Source organism: Mycobacterium montefiorense (assembly GCF_003112775.1).
Classification (GTDB): Bacteria; Actinomycetota; Actinomycetes; order Mycobacteriales; family Mycobacteriaceae; genus Mycobacterium; species Mycobacterium montefiorense.
Genome location: NZ_BFCH01000020.1, coordinates 41,886 through 57,202, shown reverse-complemented (window position 1 = coordinate 57,202; position 15,317 = coordinate 41,886). Strand labels below are relative to the sequence as shown.

The 15,317-nt window shown below is 64.1% G+C and carries 15 protein-coding genes; 6 read left to right on the top strand and 9 right to left on the bottom strand.

The window, feature by feature from the left end; translation table 11 throughout:
- Positions 1-111 precede the first annotated feature (111 nt).
- Complete coding sequence (locus tag DB708_RS19620) at positions 112-1,143, top strand: helix-turn-helix domain-containing protein (RefSeq protein ID WP_108924694.1); 1,032 nt, start codon at positions 112-114, stop codon at positions 1,141-1,143.
- Between the two features lie 62 nt (positions 1,144-1,205).
- Here the strand turns inward: DB708_RS19620 and DB708_RS19615 are convergent, their stop codons facing one another.
- The 3 genes from DB708_RS19615 to DB708_RS19605 all read right to left on the bottom strand — a co-directional run bounded on the left by DB708_RS19615 (position 1,206) and on the right by DB708_RS19605 (position 4,582).
- Entirely contained in the window at positions 1,206-1,592 is a 387-nt protein-coding gene (locus DB708_RS19615; RefSeq protein ID WP_108924693.1) for a group I truncated hemoglobin, read from the bottom strand.
- Between the two features lie 80 nt (positions 1,593-1,672).
- Positions 1,673-2,749, bottom strand: a complete 1,077-nt coding sequence (locus DB708_RS19610; protein WP_108924691.1) for a GGDEF domain-containing protein — start codon at positions 2,747-2,749, stop codon at positions 1,673-1,675.
- 336 nt (positions 2,750-3,085) lie between these two features.
- Positions 3,086-4,582, bottom strand: a complete 1,497-nt coding sequence (locus DB708_RS19605) for a potassium/proton antiporter (RefSeq protein ID WP_108924689.1) — start codon at positions 4,580-4,582, stop codon at positions 3,086-3,088.
- A 183-nt stretch (positions 4,583-4,765) separates the two neighbouring features.
- On the opposite strand from DB708_RS19605, the gene DB708_RS19600 reads away from it, so the two are divergent.
- Positions 4,766-5,500 carry a potassium channel family protein gene (locus DB708_RS19600; protein WP_108924687.1) on the top strand — a complete coding sequence of 245 codons (735 nt, stop codon included), beginning with the start codon at positions 4,766-4,768 and terminating at the stop codon, positions 5,498-5,500.
- A 68-nt stretch (positions 5,501-5,568) separates the two neighbouring features.
- Here DB708_RS19600 and DB708_RS19595 read toward each other — a convergent pair whose 3' ends face one another.
- Together DB708_RS19595 and DB708_RS19590 are read right to left on the bottom strand one after the other, a co-directional pair.
- Positions 5,569-7,050 (bottom strand): DUF4185 domain-containing protein, encoded by a 1,482-nt coding sequence (locus DB708_RS19595; RefSeq protein WP_108924685.1) that lies wholly within the window; start codon positions 7,048-7,050, stop codon positions 5,569-5,571.
- A gap of 477 nt (positions 7,051-7,527) precedes the next feature.
- The gene (locus DB708_RS19590; RefSeq protein WP_108924683.1) at positions 7,528-7,833 is read right to left on the bottom strand and encodes a hypothetical protein; all 306 of its coding nucleotides are present in this window, start codon (positions 7,831-7,833) and stop codon (positions 7,528-7,530) included.
- A gap of 95 nt (positions 7,834-7,928) precedes the next feature.
- Here DB708_RS19590 and DB708_RS19585 point away from each other — a divergent pair, with 95 nt between their 5' ends.
- The 4 genes from DB708_RS19585 to DB708_RS19570 all read left to right on the top strand — a co-directional run bounded on the left by DB708_RS19585 (position 7,929) and on the right by DB708_RS19570 (position 12,844).
- Positions 7,929-9,350 (top strand): MFS transporter, encoded by a 1,422-nt coding sequence (locus DB708_RS19585; protein ID WP_272889527.1) that lies wholly within the window; start codon positions 7,929-7,931, stop codon positions 9,348-9,350.
- A gap of 228 nt (positions 9,351-9,578) precedes the next feature.
- On the top strand, positions 9,579-10,805 hold the full coding sequence (locus DB708_RS19580) for an acetyl-CoA acetyltransferase (RefSeq protein ID WP_108924679.1): 1,227 nt from the start codon (positions 9,579-9,581) through the stop codon (positions 10,803-10,805).
- Position 10,806: 1 nt separating this feature from the next.
- On the top strand, positions 10,807-12,321 hold the full coding sequence (locus tag DB708_RS19575) for a carotenoid oxygenase family protein (protein WP_108924677.1): 1,515 nt from the start codon (positions 10,807-10,809) through the stop codon (positions 12,319-12,321).
- A 31-nt stretch (positions 12,322-12,352) separates the two neighbouring features.
- Entirely contained in the window at positions 12,353-12,844 is a 492-nt protein-coding gene (locus DB708_RS19570; RefSeq protein WP_108924676.1) for a VOC family protein, read from the top strand.
- Between the two features lie 4 nt (positions 12,845-12,848).
- Here DB708_RS19570 and DB708_RS19565 read toward each other — a convergent pair whose 3' ends face one another.
- From DB708_RS19565 to DB708_RS19550, 4 genes are all read right to left on the bottom strand, one after another.
- Positions 12,849-13,283 carry a hypothetical protein gene (locus DB708_RS19565; protein WP_108924674.1) on the bottom strand — a complete coding sequence of 145 codons (435 nt, stop codon included), beginning with the start codon at positions 13,281-13,283 and terminating at the stop codon, positions 12,849-12,851.
- Between the two features lie 78 nt (positions 13,284-13,361).
- The gene (locus DB708_RS19560; RefSeq protein WP_235616859.1) at positions 13,362-14,405 is read right to left on the bottom strand and encodes an SAM-dependent methyltransferase; all 1,044 of its coding nucleotides are present in this window, start codon (positions 14,403-14,405) and stop codon (positions 13,362-13,364) included.
- A gap of 184 nt (positions 14,406-14,589) precedes the next feature.
- Positions 14,590-15,063, bottom strand: a complete 474-nt coding sequence (locus tag DB708_RS19555; protein ID WP_108924670.1) for a type II toxin-antitoxin system Rv0910 family toxin — start codon at positions 15,061-15,063, stop codon at positions 14,590-14,592.
- Between the two features lie 3 nt (positions 15,064-15,066).
- Positions 15,067-15,255 (bottom strand): antitoxin, encoded by a 189-nt coding sequence (locus DB708_RS19550; protein WP_108924668.1) that lies wholly within the window; start codon positions 15,253-15,255, stop codon positions 15,067-15,069.
- Positions 15,256-15,317 lie beyond the last annotated feature (62 nt).

Here is a 15,317-nt window from a genome sequence, read left to right as displayed (position 1 = left end):
GCGGTTGCTCTGAGGGTGGTTGAGCTGCACCCACTATGGGTTGGGCTGCCGACGTCATACTGGTTGTCAGTTGGCTGCACGCACGTCGAGAGAGATGATTTAGGGCCTGCTATGAACATAGGGAATCAAGTCGACGTCAAGAAAAGGCGTCGGCCCACACTGACTACGTACGCAGTTGAGCGCAGCGACACCCGCAAAGCGCTCGACGATCCGGCCGGCTACTGGGTCGACCACGTCTGTGCGAATCACGGTTCATTGCACTTCCTCTTTCCCGACAAGGCGATGTTCAGAGCGGGCAGCATCGTTCAGCGCGACGGTGATTACCTACTGGTCGATTTCTGGTCAGAGGGCTTGCACTACGTAAAGACAGCCGCCGACGTGCGCGCCGACGGTGATCGCGGAAGCATGTTGTTCATCGCCCGCACCGGAGTCATCGACATCGAGCAGGACGGCGTCCAGGTACGTCTGCAGCCGGGCCAGGCACTTCTGCTCAGCAAGTCTCGCGCTCTTCGGATCCACCATCGTTCCTGGGCGCGGGGCTGGACGTTCGATGTCGCGGACGCCCGCAGACCCACCAACATGCCGCGCGGCCCGGTCGCCATGGACTTTCGAGGTGGGCTCGGCTCCGTGGTCAGCGCGATGATCTCGACCTTGAGCGGGCAGCATGAAACCCTCGACGACTACGAGTTCTCGCGTTCCTGCGCCACCATCAGTGACCTGCTATCGACTTGCATGCTCGGTCGCGGCGGAGGTCCGGACACTCTCGGTTCGGTCGAGCAGGCAGTACGTGAGCATGTCGCCCGGCACGCAAGCGATCCAGACCTCACGCCACGTAGCGTCGCCCACTCGTTGGGATGGTCGGTCCGTCAAATCCAGCTGGCCCTTCAGCGGGCCGGGACCACGACAAGCGACCTGATCCGCTCAACCCGGCTCACTCGCGCCGCAGACCTGCTGCGCCAGTCGCCGTCGAATACTTCGATCGACAGCGTCGCCATCGCTTGCGGCTTTCGTTCGAGAAGCACCTTCAACACTGTGTTCAAGAAAAATTTCGGCCACACCCCCAGCGAGGCACGCGCATACGGCGTACTGGAAGAGATTTCCGACCACCGAGCAGATCTCATGTTGCCCGCCACGCGGAATTGATCCACTGCAGATAGGCGTAACCGACTGCGGCTCTTGAGCGTTGCGAAGTAGATGTGCTCGACTCAGCTAATTTTTTCGGCGCCACCGGATGCAATTTCGCTGGCAAGCGGAGCAACGGCAGCGATGATCTGCCCCATTGTTCTCGGCGGAACTCCGGCGGTGGTCAGCGCGTGAACCAAATGCTGAACGACTAGATCGAAGTGGTGCATGGCAATTCCCCGCCCCTGATGCACTTGCTTCATCGATGCACCCGTGTAGTCCGTGGGCCCGCCGAGCGCAGCAGCGAAAAACTCGACCTGTTTACCCTTCAGACGGCTTATATTCGTACCGGTGAAGAATGCTGAAAGTTGGTCGTCGGCAAGCACGCGGTCGTAGAAATCTGCGACCACGCACTCGATAGCCTCGTATCCGCCGATTTGGGTGTAGATGCTTGCTGCGCTCTGAGTCATCCGTTCATGATCTAGGCCCGCCCGAAGGCGCGCCACGACCCAATCACTTCGACGTGAAAGTCCTGACCTACCAGCCTGCTTCAGGGCGCGGCGCGTGGTTCCAATTCCGCGGAGTGAGATACCCGGTTGCCCCCGGCGCGTTTGGCCTCATACATCGCGGCGTCGGCAGTTCCGATCAAGTCATCGATGACTTGCATGTCGGGTATCGCCGACAGCTCTGTCAGTGCGATGGCGGATGTCCCGATGCTGGCGGTAATCGGGAAGGGAACGTCGGCTACCGCCTGGCGGAGCCCTTCGGTCATATTCGCGTGCTGCGGCGTGGCGGCGGTATCGACGACGACGAATTCCTCGCCGCCGATACGAGCGATCACTGCAGCCGGCCGGCAGTTCTGCTCGAGAGCCGAGCCGACTGCCACCAACGCCTGATCACCGACGGCATGCCCCTGGGTGTCGTTGATCTGCTTGAAGTTGTCCAGGTCGATCACCGCCGTCACCAGATACGTTCCCGCCGGGCGGCCGTGCAGCGCCATCAGCTCGGACACCGCGTTGTAGAACGAGCGCCGGTTGTGCAAGCCGGTGAGTGAATCGCGGTCAGAACTTCGGAGGTCGTTGCGCAGCGTATGCATCAACGACAGAATGCCAAACGGCACACCGAGATTGAGCACCGCAACGGTTATCAGCCCGGCGCAGATCAAGGCGACATCGCCGGTCTCCACGATGAATCGATGCGCCAGGATCACCGCGCAAGTCGCCGCCACGGCGAAGTTGGTCAGCACGAGGCGAATCGAGTGGAAGTACGCGATGAAGCCACCGAGGACCGCGAAGATCGTGCATCCCATCAGACCGGTGTAGGGGTTGGACAAGAACAAGGACCCGACTGCGATGGCCGCCATTGCCGAAAACGCGAAGAGGGTCGACTCTCGGCGGCTGGGCCAACGGATCAGCCACAGCGTTGCGCCGACGAGCCCCAGTGCCGATATCGCGACCGATACCGCCCGCGCGGCCGGCTGGGCAGGCCCGGTAGGGCTGGACAGCAGGATCGCCGGCAGCGCCGACTGCGCGGCAATGACAACGAAATTCGATCTTTGCCAAACGGTTTGCAGACCGCGGTTTTTTAAATAAGCAGTGAGCAGGTCGTAGTGATCGGATTGTTTCACTACCGACCCACCCGTCTGGAGCCAGCAGGAATTACCAGCTGAAGAATTTCGAGTCGCATATGTGAAACCACATTCGTCACTCAAAGAGCGCCACGTAGCGCAGTTGCCGGTGTGCGCTGACAAGTAAATTGGGACCGCGTCGCGGTCCACCCTACGAGGGGGTAGCGCGCTTACCACCCATTGGGGTAGCCAGCATCGAGAAATGGGGTGGTAGCCCGGGCTGGTCTCAGCGTTCCAGCAGGTTGTGGCCTTGCCGGGTGAGACTGTGGTCGCCTACGAGCACCGCGTCATCGCCCCGTCATGACGGGTGCCGCTACGGCAGCAGCCATCGACGGCTCATTCAACTTCTCCGTATTCGTCGAACCAATAGGCGAGTTTGCCGCGCCGGCTTACTGCACGAAGCCTGGATTCGGCCGCGGCCCGCGTTTTGCTGGTAGTGACGATCAGCAACTCGTCGCCGGTCTTGATCCGGGTGTCGGGAATTGGCACGAACGTGTGGCCGTCGCGGATGATCAGCGTGATGACGGCAGGGTCGGGTAGCCGGAGTTCGACGATGGTGACACTGTGCAGCCGCGACGGCGCTTGCACCGTCATCGTCAGCAGTTCCGCGTCGAGCATGTCTAGAGGCGCAGCCTCAACTTGGATTTCCCGGGTGGATTCACGGGCGATCAGGCCCAGCCGCTGAGCCACCGGGCGAAGGCTGGGACCCTGCACCAAGGTGAACACCACGACGAGCACGAACACGATGTTCAGCAAGCGATAGCTGTCGGCCACTCCGGCGACTACCGGAAAGGTCGCCAACACGATGGGGACTGCGCCCCGCAGACCGGCCCACGAGAGGAATACCTGCTCGCGCCAGGGAACGCCAAACCATACGAGCGAAACCACGACTGACAGCGGCCGGGCGACGAGCAGCAGGACGAGTCCGACGACGACCGCGGCGACCATGTCACCCGCCAGGGCGCTGGGGTTCACCAACAGTCCGAGCAGCACGAACAGCCCGATCTGCGCCAACCAGCCGACTCCTTCGGCGAACGACCGGGTCGCCGACTTGTGTGGCAGCCCTGAGTTGGCCAACACCACCGCGGACAGGTAGGCGGCGATGAATCCGCTCGCATGCGTCTCGCCGGCGGCGGCGAACGCGACAAGCCCCAATCCGAAGGTCGCGATCGGGTACAGACCCGAGGCCGGCAACGCGATGCGTCGCAGCCCGAAGGAACCCAGGTACCCAATGGCCACCCCGATCGCGACACCACCGAGGAGTTCACCGGCCAGGTCGGTGACCGCGCCCTCCGGCTCGAACACGAAGGGCGTGACACTGAACATCAGCACCAGAATCACACCGGGCGCATCGTTGAAACCGGACTCGGCCTCGAGCAGTCCGGCCACCCGCCGGGGCAACGGGAGCACCCGCAGGACCGAGAACACCGCGGCGGCATCCGTCGAGGAAACAATGGCTCCGAGCAACAAGGCGAGCTGCCAGTCGATGTGAAGGAGTAGGTGCGCCCCCAGGGCAGTGATCACCGTGCTGATGACGACGCCGATTGTGGCCAATGCGGTCGCGGGTGCCAGCACCTTCCGAATGTCGGCGAACCGGGTGGTCAGACCGCCTTCGACGAGGATCACGGCCAGCGCCGCTGTGCCCATGTTCCTGGCTAGTTCCACGTCGTCGAACTGAAGACCGAGCGCGTCCTCGCCCAGCACGACGCCGACCAACAGGAAGAAAAGGAGGCTGGGAAACCCGACGCGACTTGCCACCCGAGTGCCGACAATGCTGGCCAGCAGCACGAGGCCACCGATCAGCAACGCCAGATACAGCTGTTGCAAGCTCATTACATTCCCGTCCGGATATGTCCCGGCAGCCGGTGCCGGTCGGCACTCATCTACGACGAAGGCACTGCCTTGGCGTGCTGCCAGTAAATCAGCACCAGGCCGCGCAACGCTCGGTGTGGTTGGTGAAGTATCCGGACCCTGCCACCCTCGATGAGACAAGATGGCTGAGTGGTGAAGCGAAAAATGCGAATCGCGATTGCCGGCGCGGGCAAGATCGGCCGTTCGATCGCGGGCGAGTTGCTGGAAAGCGGCCACAAGATTCTGTTGATTGAACGCGAACGCAGCAACTTTGAACCAAACACGGTTCCCGATGCGGACTGGCTGAATGCGGACGCTTGCGAGCTGACAGCATTGCAAGAGGCGGGCCTTCAGACGTGCGACGTCGTGATTGCCGCAACTGGAGATGACAAGTCCAATCTGGTGGTGGGCCTGCTGGCCAAGGTCGAATTCGGGGTGCCCAGGGTGGTGGCACGGATCAACGATGTCCGCAACGAGTGGCTCTTCACCCAAACATGGGGTATCGACGTGGCCGTCTCGACGCCGGAGGCCATGGTTGCAGGAATCGAGGGCGCCATCGACGTTGGCCACTTGGTGCGATTGATGGCGTTTCACGAAGGACGAGCAGCACTAACGAAACTGACGCTGCCCGAACGTGACCCACTCGTCGGGCAGCAAGTGCGCGAATTGGATTTGCCTGAGGCCACCGTTTTGGTCACCGTACTCCGAGGAGACAACGTGATAGTTCCTCAGCCCGGCGAGGTGCTCGAAGCCGGCGACGAGATGTTGTTCGTCAGTAACAACTTCCCGGACCAATCGAGCAATGCCGACACAGGCGGGCCCCTGTGGGAGACGATCCGAAAAGTCTGGCGCAGGGACGCCCAGCGCGGCCTCGGCTCCGGATCATCGAACGCGAAGTAGTTACCCGCCGGCATACGTTTTGTGCGGCAACTCAATTCACGTTCTGCCGTGCGCAACCCAGGACATGACTACGGCAGCACCGTGTGCATCAGCATCACGTCGTACGCCGACCACAGCGATAGGTTGAAGTAGAGGTCCCGACCCGACGACCAGGGATGGATCATCGGCGCGTAGATACCGCCGGGCATCTGGAACGACGAGACGAGCGGCTGCTCTGGACTCCACGGCCCTTGCGGCGTCGGCGCGGTCCGTGCCACCACGTCGTTACTGCCACCGTTGGTGTACAGCACCAGGTACTGCTTCAAGTAGCTGTTGTACTGGGCCGACATCTCGCCGACCGGCCCGGGCCAAAGCGGCGTCGCCGCGCCCGGGTTGGCCGGGACCCAGTGCCCGCCGTTGTCGCCGTTCCAGTACTGGTACTTGCTCAAGTCGGGCAGCTGACCCGGGGGAACGCGCGACAGGAATGCCGCACCGCCACGTCCCGACGGCGTCCCGAAGTTGTAGATATAGCCGTCGTTGCCCTTCATGAAGGCGCCCATTTGAAAGTTCTCATTGCCCGGGGTGAACCCGGCGCCCGGCACCGTGTCGGCGCCGGCCGTGCGGATGCTACCGGGGAATATCCCCCAGTTCTGGCCGTTGTCGTTGGACCTCGCGATGGCCGAATAGTTCGTCGACCATTCGCCGTCATGTCCCCATTGCCGAATCGACATGTAGCTCATGTACTGCGTTCGGCCCAGCGACATGGCCGACGTCGGGATGATTCCCGTTTCGTGACTCGCCTTGTGAATGGTGTTCACGACCTGCTTGGAGAGGCCGTTGGTCCACACCGGGGAGCCGGAGTAGTTGTTGTTGGGCACACCGTCCGCGATGTGGATTCCCTGGGACAAGTCATGGTCATTGCTGCGGAACAGCACGTTGTACCGCCATTGCTGGCCGCGGACCTTGCAGTAGCCGAAGGTGTCACCAAAAGCCATCAGGGCCTGGCGGTTCGTAGGATCGCCGTTGTCCCAGACGATTCCGAGGTCCGTCCCGGAAATGCCGAAACGTTGCAGCGTCTTGTTCGGGCCGTTGGGGCCGGTCACCCAGTCAACCAACGACGTCGGCGCTCCCGCGATCTGGGCCGGAGGCGGGGGTGCCGCCTCGGGAGCCGGCTGTGCCGCCGGCTGCTGACCCGGGGCCGCGTTCGGCCGCAACGGTGTGACGTTCGGTGACTGCGGGCCCCCCGGTGCGGGCGGGTTCGGCCCCGGCGGTGGTACTACACCCGCCTGCGGGACCATCGGAGCCGAGTATCGCTGGCCGGGAGCCGTCGGCGTGAGCAACGAAGCGATCAGCGGCCCCAACTTCGGCAGCGGCGCCTGGTCATTCGTGTGCGAAGGCCTTCGCCCAGTCGGCGGTTGAACAACCGGCTGCGGCGCGGGCATGGCCGGCGGTGCAGCAGGAGGTTCGACGTTCGCCTCGGGTGCACCACATGGCGTGGCGTTTGCTGATGGCGCGGGTCCTGCCGCAACGATGTATGCGATAGCGGCCACCGGCACCAGCGCTAGCGACATGGTCCGAAGAATCCCCGACAAAGTCACACCTTTCCAGGAGCGAGACGCCACATTGACGTTCGCAGTTGGCGTATGTGACGATAGTGACTTAAGGGGCTTCTGTGACTAGCCAGCAGCTAATAGGTATCCATCCGTGACCGCGTCGCAACCCTGGTTTCCAGCGCTCCCTCCGCACGTTTGCTAGCCGACTTCGTCAGGCGCACTCCCGGTGCTTGACGTGGCCGATCGAGCAGCCGCCCCACCAACACACCTCGAAGCGCCGATGAACGGTGCCTGCCCTGCGCATTGTGCTGTTATCCGCGCTACCCGCGGTGCTAACATCACCACATTTGATCCGTATATCGGATTGCAATGGACCGTTATACGGATAATGCTGCCACATCACGAGTAAGGCTCTGACATGACAAGTCCGGATATCCGGCTCATTGCTTTGTTGCCCGCCGCAGGCATCGCCATCACAGCGGCGGTGTGGATCGGTCACAGCCCCGGCGGGATCGTGAGCGCGACGCCCACCACGACGACGCCCTCCGACTCGACAACAACGACGACGACGACAACTACGACCACGACACTCACTCCGCCCGAGCCGCCACCGCTGCCGTCGTCTGCGCCCTCCTTGCCGTCCGAGGCACCGCCGCTACCGTCCTCGGCACCCCAGGTTCCCCCACCTCCTTCTGCGGCCCCGGCGCTACCACCGGTGCCGCGGTAGCGCCCGCACGGCGGGTAGACGCCCGTCAGCCGGCCTGTCGAAATCCGATGGGCCGTCAGGGAATCCTGAGACACCGTCGACAACCTGCGTTGCCAGGTCAGGACGGGTACGCTCCCATCCGCAGCACACCCGGACTCTCGGGTGAGCGCTTCGCCAAGGAGGGCGAGCGGTGAGCACAGGTGATGGTTTGCAGCCCAAACGATTTGGAACCGGACGCGCTTACCTTCGGCGAGTGGTGGCTGCCTCCATGGCTGGCACCGTCGTCGAATGGTACGAATTCTTTCTCTACGGCACCGCGGCCACGCTGGTGTTCAGCAAAGTCTTCTTTGCCCAGGGGGGCAACGACCTTGACGCCATTTTCGCCGCCTTCGTGACTTACGCCGTCGGCTTCGCCGCCCGCCCGCTGGGCGGCATCGTGTTCGGCCAACTCGGGGATCGGCACGGACGCAAGAAGTTGCTGCAGCTGAGCCTGCTGCTAGTGGGTGTCTCCACCTTCGGAATGGGATGCCTGCCAACGTTCGCTCAGATCGGGTACTGGGCCCCGGCCCTGCTGGTGACGCTGCGGTTCGTCCAGGGCTTTGCCGTTGGCGGCGAATGGGGCGGGGCCGTTCTGCTTGTCGCCGAGCACAGTCCGAATGCCAGCCGCGGTTTCTGGGCGAGTTGGCCGCAGGCCGGCGTGCCGGGCGGGAACATGCTGGCCACGGCGGTGCTCCTGATTCTCACCTCGACGCTGTCGGATGCGGAGTTCCTCAGCTGGGGCTGGCGAGTGGCTTTCTGGCTGTCCGCGATCGTCGTTCTGATCGGTTACTACATCCGCACCAAGGTCACTGACGCCCCGATCTTCCTCGAAGCGCAGCGACGAGCGGCGCACTCCGAATCGGCTCGAGCCGGCGTGCTCGAGGTGTTAAAGCGTTACCCGCGTGGCATTTTCACTATGGGACTACGCGTGGGCGAGAACATCATGTACTACCTGGTGGTCACCTTCTCGATCACCTATCTCAAGGTGCAGGTCCACGCCAACACCAAGGCGATCTTGTGGTGGCTACTGGTCGCGCATGCTGTGCATTTCGCGGTCATTCCCCTATTCGGGCAACTCAGTGACCGAATAGGCAGGCGCCCAGTCTATTTCGCGGGTTCCGTCGCTGCCGGCACCTGGGGATTCTTCGCATTCCCAATGATGAACAGCGGCAACAACGCGATCATCATGTCGGCGGTGGTGATCGGTTTGGTGTTCCACGGAGTGATGTACGCGGTTCAGCCGTCGACCATGGCCGAGATGTTCCCGACCCGGATGCGGTATTCAGGAGTGTCGCTGGGTTATCAGGTCACGTCGATAGTGGCCGGGTCGCTGGCGCCGATCATCGCCGTGCAACTGCTCAAGACCTATAACTCGTCGGTGCCCATCGCCTGGTATTTGGCGGCAGCCGCGGCGGTGAGCGCCCTGGCCGCTCTGGCAGCCCACGAGACCAACGGCATCGATCTCGCCGACGTTGATCTTGCCGACTCCCGGCACGCGGCCGCACCGTCGGATCCCTTTCCCCGGCCTCCGGATGAACCCGAACCGACCGAGCTCGTCGGAGGCGCTGTCTAGCCGCCACACGCCGCTGAGCAGGGCAATCGTCGTTAGCACAGGTCAGAGCGGTGTCAGCGAATGATGAGGCAAGTTGTTCTGCCATGTTTGCCCGCGCCCGGGGATGGTAATGCCCCAACAGGGTGTGCGCGTTGGCCGGCCTACGCGCACACCTAGGTCCCGTCGGTTCAGCCCGAGAGCCGACGGGTCCGCCATTTTCCGGGTCATCCAGGAGTACCGTGCGCTGGTATGGATGGCTCGGCAAACGTATGGATTCTGGGCGGCTATCAGAGTGACTTCGCCCGCAATCTCACCAAAGAGAACCGCGACTTCGCCGCATTGACCGCCGAGGTCGTCGACGCCACCCTGGCCGCGGCCAAGGTCGACGCCACCGACATCGGAGTGGTCCACGTCGGAAATGCGTTCGGCGAGATGTTCGCCAGCCAGGGCCACCTTGGCGCCATGCCGGCGACGGTGTGCGACGGGCTCTGGGACACCCCGGCCTCCCGACATGAGGCCGCGTGCGCGTCCGGCAGCATCGCTGCGCTGTCGGCGATCGCGGACCTGCGTTCAGGCGCCTACGACACCGCGCTGGTGATCGGCATCGAGCTGGAGAAGCCCGTGCCCGGGGACATCGCCGCCGTGTATCTCGGCGCCGCCGCCTGGACCGGACACGAGGGCGCCGGCGCTCGCTACCTATGGCCGTCGATGTTCGCCCAAGTCGCCGACGAGTACGACCGGCGCTACGGCTTGGACGACACCCATCTGCGGGCGATCGCACATCTCAACTTCACCAACGCGCGGCGCAACCCCAACGCCCAAACCCGCGGCTGGACTGTCCCCGACCCGATCCCCGACGACGACGCGACCAACCCGATCACCGAAGGCCGGCTGCGGCGATTCGACTGCAGTCAAATGACCGACGGCGGTGCGGGATTGGTCCTGGTGAACGACGCCTATCTGCGCGACCATCCCGATGCCCGCCCGATCGGCCGTATCGACGGCTGGGGGCACCGCACCGTCGGGTTGGGCCTGCAGCAAAAACTGGACCGGTCCGCCGACGACCCCTACGTACTCCCCCACGTGCGGTCCGCGGTGCTCGACGCGTTGCGCCGCGCCCAGGTCACCCTCGACGACATCGACGGGTTCGAGGTGCATGACTGCTTCACCCCCAGCGAGTACCTGGCCATCGACCACATCGGGCTGACCGGCCCGGGCGAATCATGGAAGGCCATCGAAAACGGGGAGATCGAAATCGGCGGCCGGCTCCCGATCAACCCCAGCGGCGGGCTGATCGGCGGCGGACATCCGGTCGGGGCGTCCGGTGTGCGGATGCTTCTTGATGCGGCTAAACAAGTCAGCGGCGGGGCCGGTGACTATCAAATCGAGGATGCAAACACCTTCGGAACGCTGAATTTCGGCGGCAGCACCGCCACGACGGTCAGTTTCGTGGTCAGTACAACCAAAGGCGCGTGACATGGATGTCGAGATCGTCGGCAAGTTCCTGTCGACCCTGCCCGAAGACGACGACCACCCCTACCGCACCGGCCCGTGGCGACCCCAGACCACCGAATGGGACGCCAACGACCTCGTCCCGGTGGAAGGGGAAATCCCCAACGACCTCGACGGCATCTACCTGCGCAACACCGAGAACCCGCTGCATCCGGCGTTGAAGACCTACCACCCTTTCGACGGTGACGGCATGGTGCATGTGGTCGGCTTTCGCGATGGAAAAGCCTTCTACCGCAACCGTTTTATCCGCACCGACGGCTTCCTGGCCGAGAACGACGCCGGCGAGCCGCTGTGGCCGGGGCTGGCCGAGCCAGTGCAGTTGGCCCAGCGCGAGGAAGGCTGGGGTGCGCGTACGAAGATGAAGGACGCCTCGAGCACCGACGTCATCGTGCACCGCGGCATCGCGTTGACCAGCTTCTACCAGTGCGGGGATCTGTACCGGATCGATCCGTACTCGGCCAACACACTCGGCAAGGAAAGCTGGAACGGGCACTTCCCTTTCCAGTGGGGCGTGTCCGCGCATCCAAAGGTCGACAACAAAACCGGAGAACTGCTCTTCTTCAACTACAGCAAGCAGGACCCGTACATGCGCTACGGCGTCGTGGACGAAGGCAACGAACTCGCCCACTACGTCGACATCCCGCTGCCGGGCCCGCGGCTTCCCCACGACATGGCGTTTACCGAAAACTACGCCATCCTTAACGATTTCCCGTTGTTCTGGGATCCGCGGCTGCTCGAACACGATGTGCACCTGCCGCGCTTCTACCCGGACATCCCGTCGCGCTTCGCGGTGATCCCGCGCCGCGGCTCGACCGCGGACATCCGATGGTTCGAGGCCGACCCGACGTTCGTGCTGCACTTCACCAACGCCTACGAGGACGGCGACGAGATCGTGTTGGACGGCTTTTTCGAAGGCGATCCTCAGCCGCTTGACACCGGAGGAACGAAGTGGGAGAAGCTATTTCGCTTTCTCGCGCTGGATCGCCTGCAGGCCCGGCTACACCGGTGGCGCTTCAATCTGGTCACGGGCGCAGTGAAAGAGGAGCAGTTGTCGGACTCCATCACCGAGTTCGGGACCATCAACTCCGACTACGCGGGCGGCAGTTACCGCTACACCTACGCCGCCACCGGGAAGCCGGGCTGGTTCCTGTTCGACGGGTTGATCAAACATGACCTGCGCACCGGAGGCCAGGAAGGCATCTCATTCGGCGACGGTGTGTACGGCAGCGAGACCGCGATGGCGCCGCGGGTGGGTGCCGCCGCTGAAGACGACGGCTACCTGATCACTCTCACCACCGACATGAACACCGACGCGTCCTATTGCGTGGTGTTCGACGCTGCCCGGATAACCGACGGGCCGGTGTGCAAACTGCAACTGCCGGAACGTATTTCCAGCGGTACCCATTCGACGTGGGCGCCCGGGTCCCAGCTGCGACGCTGGGACAGCGCCGAGTCCGCGGCATCGGCCGTGGGGCTCTGAACCCCGCGCCCCTGCGACACGTCACCATAAGATGGCACAGAACAACCAACAGCCCCGTCGGACAACGCACTGGCCCATCCAGCTGGCGCCGATCGGCGCCATTCGCTTCGCCCGCCGGTCGTCGAACTTCGAAGAGACCGTGCGGTTCTACCGCGACCTGGTCGGGCTGCCACTGTTCGAGACATTCGAGGCCAGCTATGGCAGCAACGGGGCGATTTTCGGTATGCCCAGCTGGAACCTGACGATGGAGATCGTGCAGGCCCTCGACAGCGACGTCGCGGTCGACCACCACGAGCAACTGTGCCTGTACTTCCCCGACCAGCCGTCGCAGCAGGCCGCGGTCGCGCGCTTGCGGGAGGCCGGGCTCGAAGCTGAGCCGCAGCATCCGTACTGGGAGGCGACGGGCGCGGTCACCTATCGCGATCCCGACGGCCGCGAGGTCGTGTTCGCGCCCTTTGTATTCGGCGTCAACGAGCCCGGCGACAGCTCCGTCTCAGGCAAACACGAGTTCCCGTCGGTCTGACGTCTCACCGCCTGGAGCGACCCGCGACGATGGCGGCGAGCAGCGACGCAACCGAACACACGACCGCACCGACCGCGGCGACCCCGCCGACATAGAGTCCGTACTCCGCATTCACCGGCGGATTGACATTGAGCTTGTAGTACCACGCCACCAGCGCCGCGATGAGCAGCGAAATGATCAGCGCAGCAATCGAAGCAAGCCGCACTGACAAGCCACGGCCCACCATCGCCCCGGTCACCAACAGGGCCGAGGACAGCAGCACAATGAGCTGGCCCGCGCCGAATCCCGGCGGAAGCTGCAGGCTGCCGTGCTTGCCGCCGATCGCACTGGCCCAGCCACCGCCGCCGACCGACGTCGTCAACCAGGGCAACCAGGCGCTGGCCGAAACGACCAGGGCAAACAACGCCACCAGCCATCCGGGACGCAGGCGGCGAGTCATGGGTGCGACCTTAATAGGGCGCCGGACCGGCCGCCGCTCGCCACGCGCTACGCCGCGGGTGCGACGGTCACGGCCGGTTCATCCGGCGGGTTTGACGGCGAGGACCTGATCCACGCCCATCCGGCCTTCCTCGAACGCCAGCATGCCGCCGGCCAGATACAACCGCCAGACGCGGGCGACCTCGTCGCCCAGCAGGTCCACGAACTCGTCGAAGCGCTCTTCCAGCGTCGCGATCCAGCACTGCGCGGTGCGGGCGTAGTGCTCGCGCATCGCCTGGACGGATGCCACCTCGAAGTCCGCATCCTGCAGGTAACGCAACGTCTGCCAGAGCGGTCGCATGTGCATGTCGGCGGCGATGTAGGCCTCGATGAACGCTCCCCCGCCCGGCGCCGCGTCGGCCCGACGCGACATCTGCTGCAGCAACAGCTTCGCGCCGGGTTTGAGCGCGCGGCCAAGGATCCGCAGGTAGACCGGATACCAGTGCTCGCCGACGTGTTCGCCCATCTCGATGGAAGCGACGGCATCAAAGACCCCCGCCGACTCCGGGTCGTTGCCGAAGTCGCGGTAATCCTGCAACCGAACCTCGACGCTATCGGCCAGCCCGCGCTCGGCAGCCCGGTCTTCGACGAACTGGCGCTGCTGGCCCGAGAGCGTGATGCCGGTGGCGCGCACGCCGTAGTGCCGCACCGCGTACAGGATCAGCGATCCCCAGCCGCAGCCCACATCGAGGAGCCGCATGCCCGGTTCGAGTTCGAGTTTGCGGCAGATCAGATCCAGCTTCGCGGTCTGTGCGTCGTGCAGTGATTGGCTTTCATCGGTGAAATACGCCGCCGAGTAAGCCATGTGGTCGTCGAGCAGCAGCCGGTAGAAGTCGTTGGACAGGTCGTAGTGATGGGCGATCACCGCTCGATCGCGTCGGCGGCTGTGCCGCCGTCCGGATAGCCGCGCTTCGCTGGCCGGGATTGCAGGCGGCCCTCCGATGGCCCCGAGCCGCGCCGCGCGCGTCGCCGCCACCATCGCGCCCCGCGCGGAGAACGCGGCGACGGGGTGCGAGCGGGTCAGCCGCCAGGCCCGGCGCAGGCCGTCGGCCAGATCGCCCTCGACGTCGATATCACCGGTCACGTAGGCGCGGGCCAAGCCTAGTTCGCCTGGGCGCCAAAGCAATCGGCGCAATGCACGTCGGGAACGGACTATCAGAACCGGACCCTCTGGCTCGTTTAGCGGGCCGGCCTCACTTCCGTCCCAGGCGCGTAGCCGAACCGGCAGTTCGAGACCGACGGTGGTTGCAAGCAGGTCCGCCAGGCGGTCAGCGGCCGACGCCACGATCTCCGTTGCGGTTGGGATCTGGAGTGGTGAACACGGTGACGAATCTTTCCAGGGATTCGTCGATGTCGCTTCTCAACGCCGCCGCGACGATCATGCCGATCGGCCCGAACAGCGCCGGGCCACCGAGGTGCACGTCAAAGCTGACGACCGAACCGTCGGCTTTCGGCTTGACCTTGGCTATCAGCTTGACCTTGACGCCGCCGACGCCGGCACCGTTGAGCGTCATGCCTTCCGGCGGCTTGTAATGCACGATCGTCCACTTGATCCGATTGAGCATGCCCTTGACCTCGACGATCGACTCGATGACCGTGCCCTTTTGCAGGTCGTCGGGCAGCTTGCTGCGCCACACCCGGTGGATGCTCAGCCAGTCCTTGAAGCGGGACAGATCGGAGGCGTGCTTCCAGGCCTCGTCCGGCGGCAGCGGTACGTCGATCGATCCGGACAGTTTCGCCATGCGCTAGCCCTGCTGGCCGTCCGGGGCATCCGGGTTAGCGGCCTTCTTGGCTTCTTCGGCCACCTTGTGGATGGTGTCGGAGTACTTGCCCTGCGTCTTGTCGTCGACGAACTCGCCGGCCTTGTCGATCGCCGTCTCCACCTTGTCGGCGTTCTGCGCCAACAGGTCCTTCGCCTTGTCCAGGAATCCCATGCGCTGTCCCTTCCCCGCCAATCCCCGGGGCTGCCGGGGATCCTTCTTTGCTGGTAGAACCC